An 18288-nucleotide genomic window follows, 5' to 3' on the forward strand; every position below is an offset into this window, starting at 1 on the left:
CACCTACCGGACGGACGCGAGGCGACGCAAGAGGCTCATCGCGCTCTCGAACTCATCCAAGCTGACGCCAGTCGACTGATCCGCCCGGAAGGTCGTCATGGCCGGGCTCCGGAGCCAGTTGCTCGCGACGACCGACTGCGGTTTACCGAGCAGGCGCGCCGTGTCGCGGAGCATGCATAGGACTGGATTATCGTGCGATCGGCCAGCTCTCTCAGAGACGAGCATCCCTTCCGGATCAGAATGTGCCTTCCCGCTGAACCCACCGGGATTCGCGTGATGGCCTCGAGGATGATCGTTGCTGTTCCAGTCACTCATATCGGCAATGTACGCGGGCATCATCGCCATCGTCATCAGGCGCTCACCGTGACTGCTCACGACCAGGCGCCGGGGTCGTTCCCGCAGCATCGTCTGGAACAACCGGCAGCGGTGGAACGACTTCACGTGCGCGGCGATCCGCCAGCCGGCCAGCACCGATCGCGAACCTCCCGCGAGCTTTCACGGGATTACAAGCATCCGCACGCGCCCCGTCCGCGAACCCCCGACGGTCGGCCTACGTGACAGGCTCCTTCGCGCCCCAGACGGCCTAACCACCTCAGGCGCGGGCGACAGCCAAAAGTTCACTGAGGGCCGACTGAAGCTGATCTGCACCCGCCGGAGCGAGCAGCAACACCCGCCCGACCAGCCCCTCAATGAAGACGCTCGGCGCCGGGTCCCCATCACGCTGCGTGAGACCGATCGACACTTCACAATCGCTCTGACGGAAGGCCCGTTTATGCCCAACCTCGACCGCGTCGCGGCGCTCGATGCGCGTCAGAGTCGGCTCGTTGTAGTGAATGACAGCATCGTCAGGACGCGCATCCGGTTCATGCCGGCCCACGCACCACGTCGGGCATTGCGATGCAGTCGAGTTAGCCACTTTGATCTCCTTCGGTCGCTGGTCACTCCACCTAAGACCACGCCGGTCGAGCGCCACAACGTCTCGACGACCGGCGCTGACGCCAAATCAATGATCCCCCACACTGTGGCCAACCGCCGACGCTCCACTAGAACGCCTGCTTGTCGAAGCCCTCCGGGCGAGTTGTCATCGGATCAGTCCAACGCAACCCGGCAGCGACAACGCAAGCAAGACTCGCCAGCCCTCTCCCGAAATAGCCGAACCCATGGGTGACCTCCACTCGCTGATCCGGCGGCATCACGACCAGCCAGCCGCCAGTTGAAAAACATCTTCCACACCTCAACGACATACTCCTCCGTCGCCTGCACTCGAAGCCGTTCTCGATGGGCACAACGCGCTCGTCCGTCAGGACGACGTCCGGCGGGTTCGCGACTGCGTTCTCGCAGAGTCGCGCCAGCGCCTTCATCAATCGTCCTCGCCCTCGGGGCGGCCGCCATGCGCGGCAATCTCGATCGCACTATGCGCGGGCGCAGACACAGCGGACGGTAGCCCGACCGTCGTAGCCACCACCCACATCCGATCGATCACAGCCGAACGCCGTCACCCAGCGAAGGTAATGGAAGTCGTCCCCCGCCCGCAGTCCCGACGACGATGACGCCGACCAGCACATCAGCACACACGACCAATTTCCCGAACCCACACCCACCCTCCGGATAGCCGACACAGGCGACGAAGCATTCGACGTCGACTGACGGGTCCTGCACACACGCCCAGCAGCCCGATCCGACCCTGCGACACCCGCGACCTCACCCGCCACTCAATCCGGATCCTCCCCATCGGCCGGATGACCAAGCCACGCTGAACCCTCGCCCCGCCGTCGGCGAAGAGACAGCGCGATAGCGCAACCGCCCCCGGCGCAGCCCGGGTCAGCCGGCGGTAGCCGACCGCCCAGCCAGGCCGAACCGAGAGCAAAAAGAGGCAAGAGGACCGAGGTGAAAAGCTTGCTCCTACGTCGCTCGCGTCGGGTCGCAAGCTCCCCTCCCGATCCGTTCTCCCCGCTCCGACTCGGCTGCGCGGGCATCCCCTTCCTGTCGACGTCTCGAGAAGGGTGCGCCGTCGTCACTGCCAGCGCGCCGTTCAGGTGCGCTGGCCGAGTGACGACGGCGCACGCCGTGACCGTGACCTTCCCGCGCTTCGGGCATCCTCCATCCGCTCCTGTGTCCTCTGCTGTCCCGTCCTTCGGCGTCGCTTCGCTCCACCGGTCGCTGCGCTCCCTGTCCGGTCTGTCCCCGTTCCGGTTCGTGGTGTTCGGCGCTGCGCGCATCCGGATTCCGTTGCCCTGTTCCCTCCCGGTCCCGCAGATGCCCGTCGGTTCGGTCCCTGCGCCCCGTGTCCCGGCCTGTGCCCTCTCGTCCCGTGACGCACCATCTCGTTCAGCGCTGCGCGCACCACCCACCGTCCCCCGGGTCGCCTCCCGTTCCCGGCCTTGCGGCGTTACGTCGTCTCGTCCGCGACGCAGCAGCCCGGACCGTCACGCATCACATCAGCAGACACCCCGGCAGGTCACCCGGGAACGGGAACGGGACGCGCGAAGCGCTCCGCGCACCACCCCCGACGTCGTCAGCGCACGTCACGTCGCAGGAGAGCACGAGACGGACGAGACGAGACAGGACGCGGCGAAACGGGACAGAGAGCTGACCCGCGAAAGACAAGGCAAAACCAACCCGGGAACCGGACCCTCCCTCAACAACGAAGAGCAGACAACATGGACCATGCCACACCAGACGACACCCAAAACAGCGGAAGGCCCACGAGCAACGACCGAGAACCGACGACGAGAAACGACCACGACGCGCGAAGCGCAAAAGAGCGAGCAGCGACGCCAGCGACGGGACAGACCCTGCGTCGTCGGAGCGGAGCGCTACCAGGGAGCGGACGCGGACAAGGCAGCGGCGGAACATCGAGACGGTGACGGAGCGGATGCGAGGTGACCGTGGTGCACGAAGTGCGCCCGATGTGGAGACCATCAGCGGGGCCTGCGGAGCATAAGGCTGAGGTAGATGGCGGGGGCGGGGCGCTGGCGGGGCTCGGATGGGCGGTTAACGCTCGCTGCCGGCACCACGCCGTCGCGGTTTCGGGGCGTGATTCGCCCCAGGCTTGTTTCGGCCCGCCGCAGGGTACTCGGCATGAGCTTGCGATCGACTTCCACCACCGCTTTCCGCTTCACGAAGGCCTCCGCGATCGACCCGAACCCGGCCACTCTCGTCGCCAAGGCCGGCAGCGCGTTGCGCACGGTCGTCGCCGGGGCGACCTTCGTCACCGTCCGCGAGGACGGCGGGCTCGCCCACTACTTCGTCTCCCCCGAGGACGGCGCTGTGAAGCAGACCGCTTTCGGCATCGCTCACGCGGTGTCTGCCCACTCGGAGAAGGCCGACCCGCCGGACCTCGCGGCCGCGCGAGTCGTCGGCCGGCTGTCGTTCAAACGCGGCAGCGGCATCGGCGTGAACACGCAGGCGGGCGCGGAGATCACGACCGTCGTCGACGCGATCGCGGGCACCCTCCGCGACGGCGAGTGGGTCGGCATGTCGGTCCGGGAGCCCTCCCGCAGCGAACGGAACTGGCACGCGACCTGGCGCGGAGCTCGCGCGGCGTCCGGCGTCCACCACTCCGTGACGACGAACTCGGTGGTCGCGTGCATGTGGGTAGGCGCGCACGACAAGGACGGCGCCCGAAACCTGCTCCGCCGGGTGAGCTCGTCGCTGCCCGGCTTCGATCTGCGCACGAAGGAGCCGGTGCTCACCGCGACGTCGAGCGCCGCACCGTTCTTCCTCGCCGCCGTCTTCGCGGCCGGGGCCGGCTTCGTCGCGAACACGCTCGAGCTGGACCCGTGGGGCGGGGTCGCCATCGGTGTCGGCGGGGTGTGTGCCGTCGTAGGCGGGCTCATCCTCTCCGGCCACGTCCGCTCCCGACTCTCCTGGACCCGCGACTACCTGGCGACCGGTCTCGTCCCAACGCCTCGCCGCAAGCTCATCCGTCCCACCCCGCCGCGCGCGGCCGGCATCGACGCGAAAGGCCAGCCGGTTCAGGCGACCGACGGTGACTACCCGCTGCACTCGACCGCGTTCCTCGTCGGCGCGATCCTGCCGCTGTCGATCGCCGCGCCGCACTCCGGCGCGCAATCCGGTGTCGCGTCCACTCGCACGCGCGTCGCCCCTGCCTCGTTGCGCGAACGCATCGGTCCCGACATCGGCGTGAACGACGGCCAGCCCGTATACCTCAGCACCGTCGACGCGTGGCAGGGCATCATCTGCCTCGGCGAGGCGGGCTCCGGAAAGTCCGCGCTGCTGCAGGCGCTGTGGGGGTATGCGGCGCTGGACAAAGCGCACCCGTCGCCGGTGCACGGCAGCGTCGGCGCGAACCACACGATGATTTCCCTGGACACGAAAGGCGACGGCATCTCCGCGAGGGAGTACGCCGCGTGGAGCGACGCCGCAGACTCCCGATACGTCCGCTTCGACGTCGCCGACCGCACCTCCCCCATCGGCATCGATCTGTTCCCCGCCGAAGGCCGAACCGTAGAAGCTCAAGCTCGGCACATCGTCGCCGCACTAAAGTACGTGTACGGGGAGACGAGCATTGGACCGGAGTCGTTCGACACGCTCCGACGCCTGCTCGCAGCAGCGCTCGTTGTCACCCCCGACGTCGCAAGTCAGGTGCCCGGCATCGCCGCTGACGCGTCGCCGTTCTACTACGCGAACGTCCTCCTGGCCAATCGCGGCATCGAGCTCGGCATCGAGCTGGCCGTCGCGCTGAGGGAGAAGATGCTCCGCTCGAAAGCGGAGCCCGGCAACGACCTCTACGACGCTGTAGAGGGGCTCGCTCCCGCGTACGACCCGAAGGTCACGCAGGCCCAGCGGAGCCAGCTGTTGAAGGCGCCGCGGACGAAGGTCGCCGCGCTCATGGCCGCGGAGACGTGGTGGGCCCGGCCGCAGAAGGTCGCCTGGTCCAGGCTCATCACCGAGCACCACTGCGTCATCATCAACACCGGCGTCGCACCGTCGGGTGACTCGATGGATGACGAGATCGCCGCGCAGATGTCGTCTCTGATCATGTACACGCTGCACGAGTCGATCAAACGCCACTGTGTCGGCTGGTTCGAGCAGGGCAAGGTGCTGTCCATCTACGCAGACGAGCTCAAGCAGATTGCGGGAACCTCTGCCGACGTCGTCGCGTGGATCCGGAACGACGCGAGGTCCTTCGGTGTCCGCGCGGTCTTCGCGACCCAGTACCCGGAGCAGTTGGAGCAGGCGGTCCGTGACGCGGTCATGGGGTTCGGGACGCTTATCGCGTACGCCCAGTCGAACCCGGAGATCGTCGCCACGCTCGTGAAGCGCCTCATCATCGACGGTTCCGACTGGGAGCCGGCTGACGTGTCCGGTCTCCCCCGCTACCAGGCGATCGTGAAGACGAAGGTGGAGCAGACCGCCCAAGGCGCGTTCACCGTCGACATCCCCAACTTCGGTGCGCTGCGCGGCCCGGGTTTCGCGGCCCGTCAGGGGTTCACGGCGTGATCCCGTTCGACGCTCTCGCGTCCCGCATCCCCCTGTCGCCCGTCCGTGCGGCCCTGCGTCTTGACCCGTTCCACGGCGGCATGTGGGGTGACGGGTCCGCCGCCTCCTGGGTGTCGCGCGAACGTGCGGACCGGGCGGAGGAGGCGGACTTCGCGCGGCTGCCGCCGCATCTGCGCACAGACCCGGGCGAGGCTTGGGAACGGCTGGACGCCGGCGTCGCCTGGAACCAGAAGTTGAACGTCCTCGGCGCCCTCGACGCGTGGCGGACGCTGACCGCGGAGCAGCTCGCGGCGCTGACCGGCGAGCACGCGCTCGCGTCCGGCCGGCACCGCAGCATCTCCGACCTGTTTGCCGCCCGGCTCCTCGAGATCGGGATCTACCATGACGCGCTCCGCGCGGGAGCGAAGTTCAATCGCGGCACGCTCCTGCGCCCCGCGAAACCTAGCGCCGCCGTCGAACGGTTCGAGCAGGCACTCACCTACCCGGAGTGGGTGTCCGTCACCGGCGGCACCGGTTTCGAGTTCAGCCGCCAGTACGACCGGCACAACGTGCTCGCCGCCGAGCTCGGCCTGCGTGTCGCGGAGTTCTGCCGAGTCGCAGCCGTCCTCGGCGAGAAGCTCTCCGCCGTGAACGACCTCGCGTACCGAGGCTGGGGAGTGCCGCCCCGGCACGTTCAGAGTCAGCAGACCGCGGACATGACCATCGTCCGTGCGGACGGTCTGCGCATCGCCGTGGAGTTGACCGCATCGGCGAATGGGTCGATGGAGCAGAAGATGGCGAAGTGGGCCGCGGTCCTCGCCGACCGGTCCACCGCCGATTCCGGACTCGTGGTGCTGTTCGTCATCGCGGGACGCCCGGAGATGACCGGCAAGGCGACGAGCTTGGCGCGGAACCTGCGCACACATCTTGCACGAGCCGCCCGCATCTTCCCGGGCCGTCGGGACGACCTGACCGCGTCGCGCATGTTCATCGTCAGCTGGTCAGACTGGTTCCCCGCCGGGCACAACGCGACGCGAGGGTTCGTGAACCTACGCGCTGACCGGCCAACCGGGGCGTTCGATGAGCCGTGGGAAGCGTGCGACCTCCTCGACCCTGTCGCTGTGCCGTACCGTCCGGCCGATACGGCGCGACCGCTCGCGCTCCTCGACAACCTGGCGGGACTGCGCAGCGTTCCCCGTTGGCAGCGAACCGGCACACCGCCGGAACTCTGGCGGCGCGTGTTCCAACGCAAGGGCATCGCCGAACTTCCCCGCATCGCCAGCGTCACCGACGACGGCACCAGGCGCGGCACCCTCGGAGCGGCGCGCGGCGCTGTCGGCCCAACCCGGCCGGTGAAACGCATGGTCTTCAGTCGGCCCCGCTGACCATCTTCGGGCCACCGAAACCCCCGCCGCAGGGTACTGGATATGGCAGACAACAAGCCCTCCGGCCCTCGACCGAACGAGCAGCGCGACGACATCATCGCGTTCTTCACCACCACTCGCGGGCTCATCACCGCCGGCATCATCATCATCGTCGTCATCGTCGGATTCATCATCTCCGCGGTGCCATCGTGACCGCGCCCGGGCAGATTCTCGGCCGCACCGGCGCGAGTCTCACCAACGCGAGTTGGGCCGCGAACGCCAGCGTCGCGAAGGTCGGCCAGCGCGGCGAAGAGCGCACCGCCCGCATCCTGAACGCCCTCGCTCTCCGGCCGGGCGGCCCGACCGTCATCCACGATCTGCGCATCCCCCTCCCCAGCTTCACCGCAAACATCGACCACGTCGTCATCTCCGGCAGAACGGTCACGATCCTCGACACGAAGGTGTGGGCGCCCGGCTTCTACTGGACGTTCGACGGCGTCACTCGACGAGGGCTCGAGCTTTTCGCGCCCGCCGACAAGCGGACCGTTCCCGCCGCCGTGTCAGCTCTCAACCGTCATCTCGAACGGGACGCCCCACGCGCTCGTCTCGGCGCCCCGACGCTCATCATCTGGCCGTCGAACGACCGGACCGCGCAGCGGCTGTGGTTCCTCCGGTCCCCGGGCGCTCGCGCCGTGTCCGGGCCCGCGTTCGAACGCTCCGTCACCCGCATCGTCGGCAGCCGTCCCGCCGACCCGCACGTGGTCACCGCCCTGGTCCCGCTAATCAACTCCTGACCGCAAGGAACGCGCCATGCCTCACGCACGCACCCAGCAGCCGCCCGCCTCGCTGACCCCGTACGTCCTCGTCATCGCCGTCATTGTCGCGACAGTCGTCGCCGCCCTTCGCTACCCGGGCGTCGTCGCCCTGTGGGTCGGGGTGGTGGTCTCTGCGTTCTTCACCGTCGCGCCACTGTTCACTGGCCAGAAGGACACGAACGGCACACCGACTGTCAACGGACCCGGCGAGGCGCGGAAGATGCAGCAGCATCGGATGTGGTCCGAGCTGCGCTGGAAGCTCATCCTCCCCGGCATCGACTGGCTACCAAACGCGCCGCGTCAGCTGCGGGAATGGCTGCCGTCTACGAACCCGCAGGGCCCGGCCCTCGCCCTCATCGGCCGGTCCCCGCGCGCGGCAGCGGCGCTGTCGAAGGTGCGACCGCTGGTCTACGTGCTCGCCACTGTGACCGCCGTCGCCTGGCTGGTGCTACCCACCCGGTTCGTCACTGTCGCCGCCTACGGTGCGGCCGCCGCCGCGTTCACGCTCCCGACGGATGCGCTCGGGCTCAACTGGGCGTGGGCGAACACCGCCGCCGCGTACGTGCTCGTCACGCAGGTGGACATGTCGATGCGTCGGCACATCGACGCTGACGACCCATCCGACGGCGTCCGCATCAGTGTGCTCGCCCGCCGCCTTCGCGAGGGCGGGTGGGCGGCCGCGGTCCCCGCGATCGGCGCTCTCGTCGGGGCAGCCGCGCTCACCGCGGGGTTGCTCATCAACCTGCATCTCGCCGGAGTCGCCTGGCTGTTCGCACCGGACTGGCTGCTCGGCGTCGGCGTCACCGCCGCGATCGCCGCTGGGTTCCTGCACCTGCTGGTGCGTCGGGAGGCGCTCACCTCGTGGCGGCAAACAAAGGCGGCGCGCGCCGCATGGAAGCCGCGTTGGGCTGGCCTAAAACTCTCTCCCGCCCCGTACCTCATCTCACACACGCGAGTCGGTGAAGCGTGCACTACCGTCGACACGTTCGAGGCGCCCGGCACGCTCGGTGCGGCAGGGGCGATCGCGCTTCACCAGAAGCTGATGCCGATGATGGGCTCCGGCGTCCGCTTCGCGATGCTGCCCGCCCCCGACATCGACGGTGACGGGCAACCCATCGAAGGCTCCCGGCACCCACTGCGGTTCCGGGTCATCACATGGCAGCAGTCGACGCTCCCGGACGCCACGGACCCGAACGTCGACCGGGACGAACTCGCACTGTTCCTTGAGACGGTCGTCTACAACGCGGTCCTCGAAGCGAAGCAGTGGCAGCCGATCCTCCTCGGCGTGGACCCGATCTTCCGGCAAGAGGGCAGCCAGCCGACCGCCGCTTGGGCGAGCGTGTGGGTCAGCCCCGACGGAACCGCGGCCAACTCCCTCAGCGCGGTGCGCGGCACTGTCAGCGCGGTTCTGCAGACCGAGGCCTACGTCGACGACCCGGACGGGATTGCGACGCTGTACCTCGGCGCGGTGAAGGCTCCGACGACAACGCTCAGGGACCCGGGTCTGCTCGCGCACATGGAGCAGCTGGAGGTCACCGCCCGGTGGGGGCAGCGGTGGGCGGACGCGTTGAAGCTGGGCGAGAAGCCGCCAGTCATTCAGCACGCCGTCTACAAGGAAGCCGCTCTCGCCGACGGCACGGTGATCCACTGCCAGCCGTTCATGGTGAAGCAGGGGCTCGACCCGACAGCGTTCTTCGGCCAGGAGATGCGGAAGAAGCTGGCAACCACGCTCGCCGCCGCACCGTTCGTCACCGTCACGGGATTCGTCGTTGCCGGGTACCGCGAGGGCGAACGGCACACGCAGGGCCTCAGCGTCATCTGGTCCAACGGGCAGGTGCCGTCGAACCCGGCGAACATCAACCCGGGCGGATCATCTTTCGCGACGAGGTGGGCCCTCGCCGGCGCCATCAACGACGCCTTCGACGCGGCGAAGCTCGTGCGCCCGGAGGTGTCCAGCGTCCGGCCGCTCACCGACCGGGACGACAGCATCGGCCACATCTGGCAGATCAACCTCCGCCTGTACGGCGGGGTCACCTCCGCCGCGGTGAAGCTCGCGCAGGAGAAGATCCGGATGTCCCTTGGCTGCGACTGGCTCCGCCTCACCGAGATCGAGGACGGTGTCGCCATCTACGCGGGCGCGAGCCCGAAGTTCCCGACGGTCGTGTTCGCCCGCACGGGCCGGTCCAACAGCACCCAGAACCGGGACAAGACAATCTCGCTCGACTGGGAGCAGGCGTTCCTCGACGCGAAAGTCGCCTCGAAGGTCGACGGCACGGCGCCGAAGCTGCTCAAGTCCGGGGTGCTGCCCTCCAACGACAAGGTCCAGGTCCTCGAGTTCAGCCTCCCCCGCGGAGTGAACCGCGGCGAAGTCAAGGAGGCGGTGTCCAAGCTCGTTGGCCTCACCGGCAACGAATACATCGAGGTGCGTGCCGGGAGCACCCCTAGCTCGTTCACGCTGCTGGTCTGCGAGTTCAACCCGATGCCGTTCCCCGCCCGGTTCAACTGGGACGCGGTCGCTGCGAGCAAGGCCCTGCCGTTCGCGACGAACGTCGAAGGGGCACCCGTCGAGATCGACATCATGGCCGATCCTCACTTGCTTGTGCTTGGGGGCACAGGTAGCGGAAAGTCGGCAGCGCTACAGGTGCTACTCACCCTCGCCCTCCTGCGCGGCTGGGAGGTCTTCCTCGCAGACCCGATGAAGCTCGCCGCGGACTTTCGCTACGGCGAGCCGTGGATGCGCGCAATCGCTATCGACGAAGGATCGACCAGCGCAATGATGAACCTCATTTTCGCCGAAGTCGACCGGCGCCGACAGCTCAACGGACGGTACGGCGTCGCCTCCTACCGCGACCTCCCGGAGGACGTTCGTCCCGCGCACGTCATGGTCATCATCGACGAGTTCACCTCGCTCATGGCGGCGGAGACGCTGCGCAAGCCAGGTGCCGACGCGACCGAGGACGAACTCCGCGACTACGAGGTGCTCTCGAGCATCAACGACGCGAAGAAGAACATCGGCGCGAAGGCTGCCCGCACGGTGCGGGAGGCCCGGTCCACCGGGTTCACCCTCATCCTCGCCGCGCAGGAGCTCAAAGCGGAGACGCTCAAAGCCATCCCCGGCGGCACGAGCCTAAAGAACAACATGTCGTCGCTGATTCTCGGCAAGGCGTCCTTCGGCTCGCTGATGTCAGCGTTGAAGGCTCCTACCGAGGCGCCGGATCTGGGCGAGGTCGTCCCCACTGGTCGCGGCATCTACGAGTCGTCCAAGTCGAAACCGTTCGCAGTCCAGGCCTGGTATGACAACAACCACGTCGAGTCGATGGTCTCCCACATCACGGCCGTCCGAGCGCCGCTGGACCCGAGCAAGAAGGCAGATCTCGCACCGTACCTGCCGACGACCGGCGGCGGTCCCGTGTTCGGCGAGATCATCGACGACACCGAGGCGCCGCACGACGATACCGTCATCGACATGGGCGAGCTCGACCTGAGCTTCGACTTCGGCGGCGGCGATGACGACGGGCTCGGAATCGACTTCGACGCGCTCCCTGCCGACGCCGCTGACGGGACGTCCGATAAGACGTCCGAGCCGGACGTGCCGGCCGATGCGTTCCTGGCGGACGACGGTGACGCTCCCGGAGCGACGATTGAGGCCTCGACGTTCGACACCGACACGATCGCCTTCGACGACGAGCCGCTCGAGTTCGACATCGACGCCATCGACATGCCCGACACCGTCGAAGCCCCACCGGCTGCAGCGGGGGGCAAGCCGCCGGCCGGACCGCGAAGCTACGGCGATCGCGTGCTGTTCCTCGACGTCGACCGAACGGTCTCGCCGATCGTGCGCAGCGACGACTGGCACGACTTCCGAACGATCGCCGACGTGCCTGGCGGGGCCGCCTGGATCTCCGACACGATGCTCGGCCGTCTCGGCGATCTGCCCGCGACGGTCGTGTGGCTGAGCGACTGGGAGGCCGAGGCGGGGCCCGCGCTCAACGAGCCGCTGGGCCAGCCAGCGCATTCGCTCACCAGGAACGACGCCGACGAAGACCTCGGCTGGTGGAAGGTCGGCGCCGTCGCCCGGTTCCTCCGCGAGCACCCACAGGTGACCTCCTTCGCTGTCGCCGACGACCACCTCGGCACGCTCGACGACCTCGGCATCAGCCGTGGCGACCTCATCGCGGACGTCGCCCGCCAGTCGGGAGCGCGAGTCGCGCTCATTACCCCCGAGGACGGGCTCACCTCCTCGGACGTGGAACGCCTGGCGGCGTTCTTCGACGGGCAGGACCCGGAGCCTGCCAGCGCCGCCCAGACCGCACCGGCGCTCGACCAGCCCGTCGTCGACTTCGACACCGCCCCTCCCGCGGTCCAGGCGCCCGTCGTCGACCTCGACCTGTTCCGCACCCCAACCATCCCCACCGTCACCGCTCCGGCTGTCAGCTTCGACTGACCACTCGAAAGGCACCACCCCATGATGGGAACCTCCCACGCACTCACCGGCGCCGCGGCGTGGGTCGCTGTCACGTCCACCGCAGCGCAGCTGCCTGCATTCGCCTGGCACCCGCTGGAACCGGCGGCGGTCGCGCTCGGCGCCGTCGTCTGCGCGGGAGCTGCGCTCCTGCCCGACGCCGACCACCACAACGCGACGATCGCACACTCGGTGCCCGGCGCCGCGAAGCTCGCTACCGCCGCCGTCGGCGCGCTCAGCGGCGGCCACCGGCACGGCACGCACTCCGGCATCTCAGCGGTCGCGGTGCTGTTCGGGGCGCTGTGGCTGACCGGCTCCGGGTGGCTGGACATCGACAACGGCCCCGCCTTCACCGTCGTCGCCGGCGCTGTCGCCGCCGCGTTGCTCGCGTTTGCCGTCAAGGTGCTCCGCATCACGAAGCGGTGGCCGCTCGGGTGGACTGTCGGCGTCGCCCTCGCTGCGCTCATCACATGGCTCGCGCCCGGTCAGTGGTCGTGGCTGCCGTTGTGCGTCGCCGTCGGCTGGATCGTCCACCTCGCCGGCGACTTCCTCACCACGGGCGGCCTGCCGCTGGCTTGGCCACTCAAGCCGAAGGCGCCAAAGGCGTGGGCGCAGACTCCCCTGCTCGGTTCGCTCTGGACCCGAGGCGGCTACTTTGCCCTTCCCGCGCTTGGGAACGCCGGCTCCTGGCGAGAGTGGCTGCTGATGGTGCCCGTCGCCGTCTACGCGGTCGCCGGCATCGCGCTCGCTGGAGCGGCGGCCCTGCCGACGGTGTTCGGCTAGCTCTGACCCCACGTCCCGCCGAGGGGCTCCTCGTACACGGTCGGTGTCGTCGATCGACGTTGCGAGCCTGTGAGCGCCGACGAGGGCGTCCTGGCCGCCGGTCTGCGCCCGTTTCTGAGTTAGGGCATCGTCGGTCATCTCCTCGCCGACCTCGCTGAAGTCGTCACATTCGCCGCCGGCGGTGCCTTTGGGATCGTGCACGAACGCGGCTGCGCGCTGCAGCGGGTCAGTTGCAGGGCGGGGATGGTCATGGCGGCGGCAGCGATGACGCTGATCCGTCTCTGAGCCATGAGCCTATTGACGGCCGCAGTGGCGTCAGACCCGGGCCATCGCGTCCAGGTTGGACAGAATCCCTGGGAGCACCGCCAGCACAGCCACGACGAGCCGCACGACCAGCTCCGGGGCGCCCATTCCTCCGGGCAGCCGAGTGTCGACGTCCGCGAGTCCGTCCCAGCCCGTCTGGGGCGTGAGAACCGGTTTGGTTGCCGGTGGGGTGACGTCGTCCTGACGACGCTCCCGCATCTGCGCTTGGAGGCGGCAGTAGCAACGCTCGAGCATTGCAAGCACGGATGCCACGCCGAGGACGACTGCGCGTATGAAAGGAGGGCCAGACGGCCCGAGGAAACGTTTGACAGCTCGGAGGCGCCGCTTGCACGACGGTGACGTCCAATCGTCTGAGGCGAACGTAGCGGCGCGGTGCGCACCGAAAGAGCCGGACGCGAGAACGTCCGGCTCTCTCGGGAAGGTGCGGCGGTGGGGCTGCTACGCGGCTGCGCCGGGAAGAGCGGCCAGCGGCGGCCCCGGCCTCGGCAGGCGCGACGCCATCTTGTCCAGCTTCAGGTCCTCGTAGTCGGGCTGGTAGCTCGGGTCGGCCGGGTTGAACGCCGGATCGACGCCGTTGGATACGATCGCGTGGACGACCCGGACGGTGCGGTTCTTACCGGCGATGACGGCCTTCTCGATGCGCATGGTCACCGCAACCCGATGGCCAACGAGGGTCTGCGCCTTCTTAGCGACCTCCTGGCCCTCGACGGTGTCAGTCCGGTCCGTGCGCACGAGCTCCTTACCGTTCGGGTGGTGGTCGCTGGGGCGAGTCTTCAAGAACATGACGCCGCGCGTGGACGTGATCTCCTTGTCGACGAACAGCAGCGTTCCGTAGAACGTCGTGGTCTTCGTCGTCGCCTCGGCGCGGATCGCCTCCTTGTCGAACTCTGCCAGGACAGGAGACCCTTCGGCGAAGCAGTCGAGGAGGAGCCGGGTCTGCGCCGCGACGCTCTCGAGGGTGGCGCCCGGTCCTGCCGCTCGGTGGGCGGCGAAGATGATCTCGTTGCGCTCGGGAGTGCTCATGGTGTCGTATCTCGATCCATTTCGTGTCAGATCAGGCGGCGGCGACGGCAGCGGGAGCCGCGGGGATGAAGACCGCGAACGCGTCCACGGGGAACGCCTGGTAGTCCAGGAGGCCGAGCGCGATGGATGTCTTCGCCTGCAGCAGGTTCTTCTGCAGGGTGACCCACGCCGCCCAGTCCGCAGCGTCCTGCCCGAACGGGGCAGGACGCAGGCGGAGGTTGCTCGCCAGAGCGAAGCCGAGACGCGCGTGGCGACCGAACTCCCAGCCGACCGCGTCGAAAAGGGTCTGCTCGGTGTCGGTGAGGACGTGGGCGAGGGTCTGCGCGAAGGCACTCATGGTCGTCGGCGTGAGCGCCTGGCCGCGCTCGTCGAGGTGCTCGGTCGCAGTGTCCACGAGACTGAACGCCGCCATCGCGGCATACTCGGAGGCCGGGTACTTGGCCAGGGTCGGGGTCGTGTCGTTCGTCATGCTGGGCGCCTTCTCGGGAGGGGTGAAGTGTTCTCCTGCCTCTATGCGCGGGGCGTTCGGGAGGTGTTCGGCACCGGGCGCCCGCGCCCGGCCCTTGGCTGCGGCCGGGGCCAGGGCAGGCGCAGCGGCCGGTCGCACGGAGACGACGGGGATGCCAAGCGCGACCTTCGACGGCAGTGTCTCCGCGTGCGCCTTCGCCTTGTCCGAGGTGAGCTTTGGGATCGGGCACGAGTTCACCAGGGGGCACCACCCGCAGAGGTTCGACGGGGTCGCATCAAACGCACCCGCGTCGGCGGAGTCGTTCATGGTGTTCCACGCCTCTTTGAACGACGCAAGTGCCTGAGCCATCGGCCCCGGGCTGAGGTCGATGACGCGGGACTTGCCGGCGCCGATGTACAGCAGACGCGCGTCGACAGGGAACTCTCCGTCTAGTTCGGCGACCAGCGCCGCGTACCGGCGCTGCTGGTCTCCGTTCGCGTCCCCGAAGCGCGGGTTGTGGGGCTTGTAGGCACCGCTCTTGTAGTCCCGCACGGCCAGCGCGGTCCCCGACCCGTCAAGCCGGGGCACCCGGTCGACGCGATCGACGAACGCCCGCGCGGGGACCCCGTTGATGACCACGTTCTGGATGTCGAGTTCAATGGAGTGCACATCCACGACCGTCGGGTCCTCGATGTCCCAGTCACCGAGGGCAAGGGCGGTGACGCGACCGGTCCATGTGACCTTCATCTCTTCGTTGACGCGCTCGAGCGCAGCGGTGTCGTCGAGGTTGACGGTCCCATCGGGTTTGGTCAGAGCCTTGATGATGACGGGCCTGACATCGCCGCGCGGGTCGTGGATGCGTTCGATGGTCCACTCCTCGGCGGCGAGTTCGACGACCCGTTCCCTCGCGAGGTCCTGGCTTCGTTCGGACGGCTCGTGCTCGTAGACGAACTCGAGAGCCGAGTGCGCACCGACGCCCACCTCATTTGGTGCGAACGGGTCCGACGGTCGAGGGATGAGCGTGTCCCCGACAGCCGATGCGGGGCACTTAAGGAAGTTCTCCGCGACGCTGTGACTCAGCTGCCGGCGGCGGATGCGGCGGAGCTTGTCGGGGTCGACCACCACCAGCTGGGCGCCATGCCAGGCGGTACCTTCGAGGTGGGGAGATGTGCTCACGCCTCCGCTATGCGCGGCGGGGTGTCGAGCGGTTCCGGCGAGGTGGTTGACCGCTCGCGGAGGTACCGCGGAATCGGTCCCCGCGGAGGTCTCCGCGACCCGCCAGGGCAGCTCTGTCGGCGCACGACGGCAGTCAGGGTCCGACCGGTTTGGCCTTACTCGCCAACTAGCTCAGCCTCAAGCTGCGCTTTCCACGCGAAGTCACCTTCCCAGTTCTCCCAGAAGCCATCTTTCTTTTCCTCATCCGACAAATCGTCGTAGTACGTCCAGTCGCTCTCAACCTGACCTGTCGTGGTGTCGACCGCCCAGAGAAAACGCACCGGAGACTTACCCTGCAAATTACGGAGGATGTCATGCAACTCAACGATTCGCGGTCTGACGAAAGCGACACTCTCAGCGAACCCGGCGTCATCCAAAACGGTCGAGACGCCGAACACGCGCCCACCCATTACGACATTCCGAAGATTGCCTTCGGAACTGGTAATATTCCCTTGACTGTCGTCCGTAATCTTGCCTTGAACGTAAAACTTGTCGACCTTGAGGCTTATGCAAAATTGGCTTCTTGTTGAGTGAAGAAGATGAGGCAGCGGACGGCGTTGAAGGCGTCGTGGAAGGTGTGTAGTGGTCGCCTGTAGTCTGTGTGGAATATGCGCCAGGTTTTGATGTTCGCAATTGTTCTCTCGATGACGTATCGGTGGGTGTTCACGAAGCGATTGTGTTGTTTCGCGTGATCTGGAAGATGTTCTTCGCCTAGTCTCTTTTTTATCGGTGTGACCATTCCGGTGCCTTGGTAGCCTTTGTCGGCCAGCGTGTTCGAGAGGTTGAGGATGTCGGCTAACCCGGTTTCTCGAAAAGCGTGGGCATCGTGGTGCTTGCCCGCGATGGGATCCGAGATGTGGATCAACCGGCCGGAGAGGTCGGCGAGGACTTGGCAGTTGTGCCCTGTGGTCTTGTGTTTCCCGGAGTACAGTTCGGGCGCGTCTGCCCAGGACCAGCACGGGAGGAGGGTGCCGTCGATGACGGCCGTCGTCCCGCGGAGCGCGGCCTCGACGTCCGGCTGCTCGTCGTCGACAACGACGTTGAGCATCGCCTCAACCACCGCGATCGTTCGTGACACGGTCGACTGACTGACACCGATCACATCAGCGATCAACTGCTCGGTGACATTCTGGCGATAATAGAGAAGAGTGATCTGCAGTGCCCCCGCGAGCGAGAGTGTGCGTGGCCGTCCTCGACGCCGACGCCACGTGAACTCGTTCTCGATCCGTTCGGCGAGGATCGCGTAGTGCTCGGCCGTCATTCCCGTAGTAGTCTGTGTGCGCACCGGCTGGTTCCCTTGCGAAGAGTGTCTGTCAGATGTTGCTCTTCAAGCACAGCGGACCAGCCGGTGTTATCCGTGACCGACACGCGCGAATCCATCTCGATCAATCGAATTTTGCATAAGCCTCCTTGTCGCCAACTTGCTCCAGAGTGAAGCCCATGTTCTCGTCCTGGATCTTCGACAGTCGTTCAAAACTGGTCTCGTTGGGCATCGTTTTCTACTTCAGTCGGTCTCGGGTATAGTATTTGAGAAATCGCGGGTCACCGGTTCGCCGTCGATTTTGTATTGAACGTCGAAGCCCGTGGGTCGTTTGCTTCTGTCGTACAAAACCTTGATGTCAATGTCGGTGACAGCGCTGGGTGGTTCTTTCGTCAGTGCTTTTCGCCTAGAGCGTTCCATTTCCGTCCATTTCGAGCCCGCGCCGCGGTTGACTGCTGTTGCTTGGCTGAGGCGGTTGTCGAGTTCTGGGCTGCCGTCGAAGACATCCGCGATCAGGTGACCCGCGTCGCCCGTGGGGAGCTTACCTGGCGTGTTCCGCTCATGCTTGAAGCGAGGGCGGCCGGTGGGCTTCAGATGGAGGTTCTCGACGATGACCCGCTCGATCAGACCGTCAGCATTCGTTTCATACACGTGCTGTTGGTTCGTGCCGGGTGCATTCGGTGGCCTTACTCGCCGGCTAGCTCAGCCTCAAGCTGCGCCGTCCAAGCTTCGTCACCCTTCCAGTGCCTCCAGAAGTTGTCTTTCTTCTCCTCAGCGGTCAAATCGTCGTAGTATGTCCAATCACTCTCCACAGTGCCCGATTTGGTGTCAACCGCCCAGCGAAACCGCACTGGGGATTTACCCTGCACGGTCCGGAGGATGTCGTGCAACTCCATGATTCGCGGCCTGACAAAATCGAAATTTTCATAAAAACCGGTCTTATCCAGGACAGCAGAGACGTCGAGGACGCGACCGCCAACAATAACAGTCCTGAGGCTACCCTGGACGCCTGTGATATTTCCATAACTGTCGTCCGTGATTTTACCTTGCACGTAGAATTTGTCGACTTTATCACCGACTTGCTCCATGCTGAAGCTCAGAATCTCGTTTTGAATCTCCGACAGCCGTTCAAAACTAGTCGCGTTGTT

15 protein-coding genes are annotated in these 18288 nt (G+C 66.9%); 6 read left to right on the forward strand and 9 right to left on the reverse strand.

What is annotated here, in order from left to right; genetic code table 11:
• Positions 1–3: 3 nt before the first annotated feature.
• Together B0H03_RS14540 and B0H03_RS14545 are read right to left on the reverse strand one after the other, a co-directional pair.
• Entirely contained in the window at positions 4–471 is a 468-nt protein-coding gene (locus B0H03_RS14540) for a hypothetical protein (RefSeq protein ID WP_104354112.1), read from the reverse strand.
• Positions 472–592: 121 nt separating this feature from the next.
• Entirely contained in the window at positions 593–916 is a 324-nt protein-coding gene (locus B0H03_RS14545; protein ID WP_127843875.1) for a DUF6907 domain-containing protein, read from the reverse strand.
• Positions 917–3081: 2165 nt separating this feature from the next.
• Between B0H03_RS14545 and B0H03_RS14555 the strand changes: the two genes are divergently transcribed.
• From B0H03_RS14555 to B0H03_RS14580, 6 genes are read left to right on the forward strand one after another with little or no spacing between them, the layout of a single operon-like run.
• Positions 3082–5466 (forward strand): type IV secretory system conjugative DNA transfer family protein, encoded by a 2385-nt coding sequence (locus B0H03_RS14555; protein WP_104354109.1) that lies wholly within the window; start codon positions 3082–3084, stop codon positions 5464–5466.
• Positions 5463–6830: a hypothetical protein gene (locus B0H03_RS16735; protein ID WP_160487409.1), complete on the forward strand. Its 1368-nt coding sequence runs from the start codon at positions 5463–5465 to the stop codon at positions 6828–6830. Before B0H03_RS14555 ends, B0H03_RS16735 begins: the two co-directional genes overlap by 4 nt.
• Positions 6831–6872: 42 nt before the next feature.
• Positions 6873–7022 (forward strand): hypothetical protein, encoded by a 150-nt coding sequence (locus B0H03_RS16740; protein ID WP_160487410.1) that lies wholly within the window; start codon positions 6873–6875, stop codon positions 7020–7022.
• Positions 7019–7603, forward strand: a complete 585-nt coding sequence (locus tag B0H03_RS16745; protein WP_160487411.1) for a nuclease-related domain-containing protein — start codon at positions 7019–7021, stop codon at positions 7601–7603. The genes B0H03_RS16740 and B0H03_RS16745 overlap by 4 nt, the downstream gene beginning before the upstream one ends.
• A gap of 16 nt (positions 7604–7619) precedes the next feature.
• Complete coding sequence (locus tag B0H03_RS14575; protein ID WP_104354107.1) at positions 7620–12068, forward strand: type IV secretory system conjugative DNA transfer family protein; 4449 nt, start codon at positions 7620–7622, stop codon at positions 12066–12068.
• A gap of 21 nt (positions 12069–12089) precedes the next feature.
• On the forward strand, positions 12090–12869 hold the full coding sequence (locus tag B0H03_RS14580; RefSeq protein ID WP_104354106.1) for a metal-dependent hydrolase: 780 nt from the start codon (positions 12090–12092) through the stop codon (positions 12867–12869).
• 315 nt (positions 12870–13184) lie between these two features.
• On the opposite strand, the gene B0H03_RS14585 is transcribed toward B0H03_RS14580, so the two are convergent.
• From B0H03_RS14585 to B0H03_RS16750, 7 genes are all read right to left on the reverse strand, one after another.
• A complete protein-coding gene (locus B0H03_RS14585; protein ID WP_127843874.1) occupies positions 13185–13436 on the reverse strand; it encodes a hypothetical protein in 252 nt (83 codons plus the stop codon).
• A 195-nt stretch (positions 13437–13631) separates the two neighbouring features.
• On the reverse strand, positions 13632–14216 hold the full coding sequence (locus tag B0H03_RS14590; RefSeq protein ID WP_104354104.1) for a hypothetical protein: 585 nt from the start codon (positions 14214–14216) through the stop codon (positions 13632–13634).
• Positions 14217–14247: 31 nt separating this feature from the next.
• The gene (locus B0H03_RS14595) at positions 14248–15840 is read right to left on the reverse strand and encodes a RecB family exonuclease (protein WP_104354103.1); all 1593 of its coding nucleotides are present in this window, start codon (positions 15838–15840) and stop codon (positions 14248–14250) included.
• Positions 15841–15995: 155 nt separating this feature from the next.
• The gene (locus B0H03_RS14600; RefSeq protein WP_104354102.1) at positions 15996–16289 is read right to left on the reverse strand and encodes a hypothetical protein; all 294 of its coding nucleotides are present in this window, start codon (positions 16287–16289) and stop codon (positions 15996–15998) included.
• Positions 16290–16384: 95 nt separating this feature from the next.
• On the reverse strand, positions 16385–17164 hold the full coding sequence (locus B0H03_RS14605) for a transposase family protein (protein ID WP_127843873.1): 780 nt from the start codon (positions 17162–17164) through the stop codon (positions 16385–16387).
• Positions 17165–17383: 219 nt separating this feature from the next.
• Positions 17384–17791, reverse strand: a complete 408-nt coding sequence (locus B0H03_RS14610; RefSeq protein WP_104354100.1) for a DNA/RNA non-specific endonuclease — start codon at positions 17789–17791, stop codon at positions 17384–17386.
• Between the two features lie 35 nt (positions 17792–17826).
• Positions 17827–18288: hypothetical protein (locus B0H03_RS16750; protein WP_165827991.1), on the reverse strand; the 462-nt coding region annotated here is incomplete at its 5' end.

The sequence above is a fragment of the Rathayibacter iranicus NCPPB 2253 = VKM Ac-1602 genome, from assembly GCF_003149025.1.
GTDB classification, from domain to species: Bacteria; Actinomycetota; Actinomycetes; order Actinomycetales; family Microbacteriaceae; genus Rathayibacter; species Rathayibacter iranicus.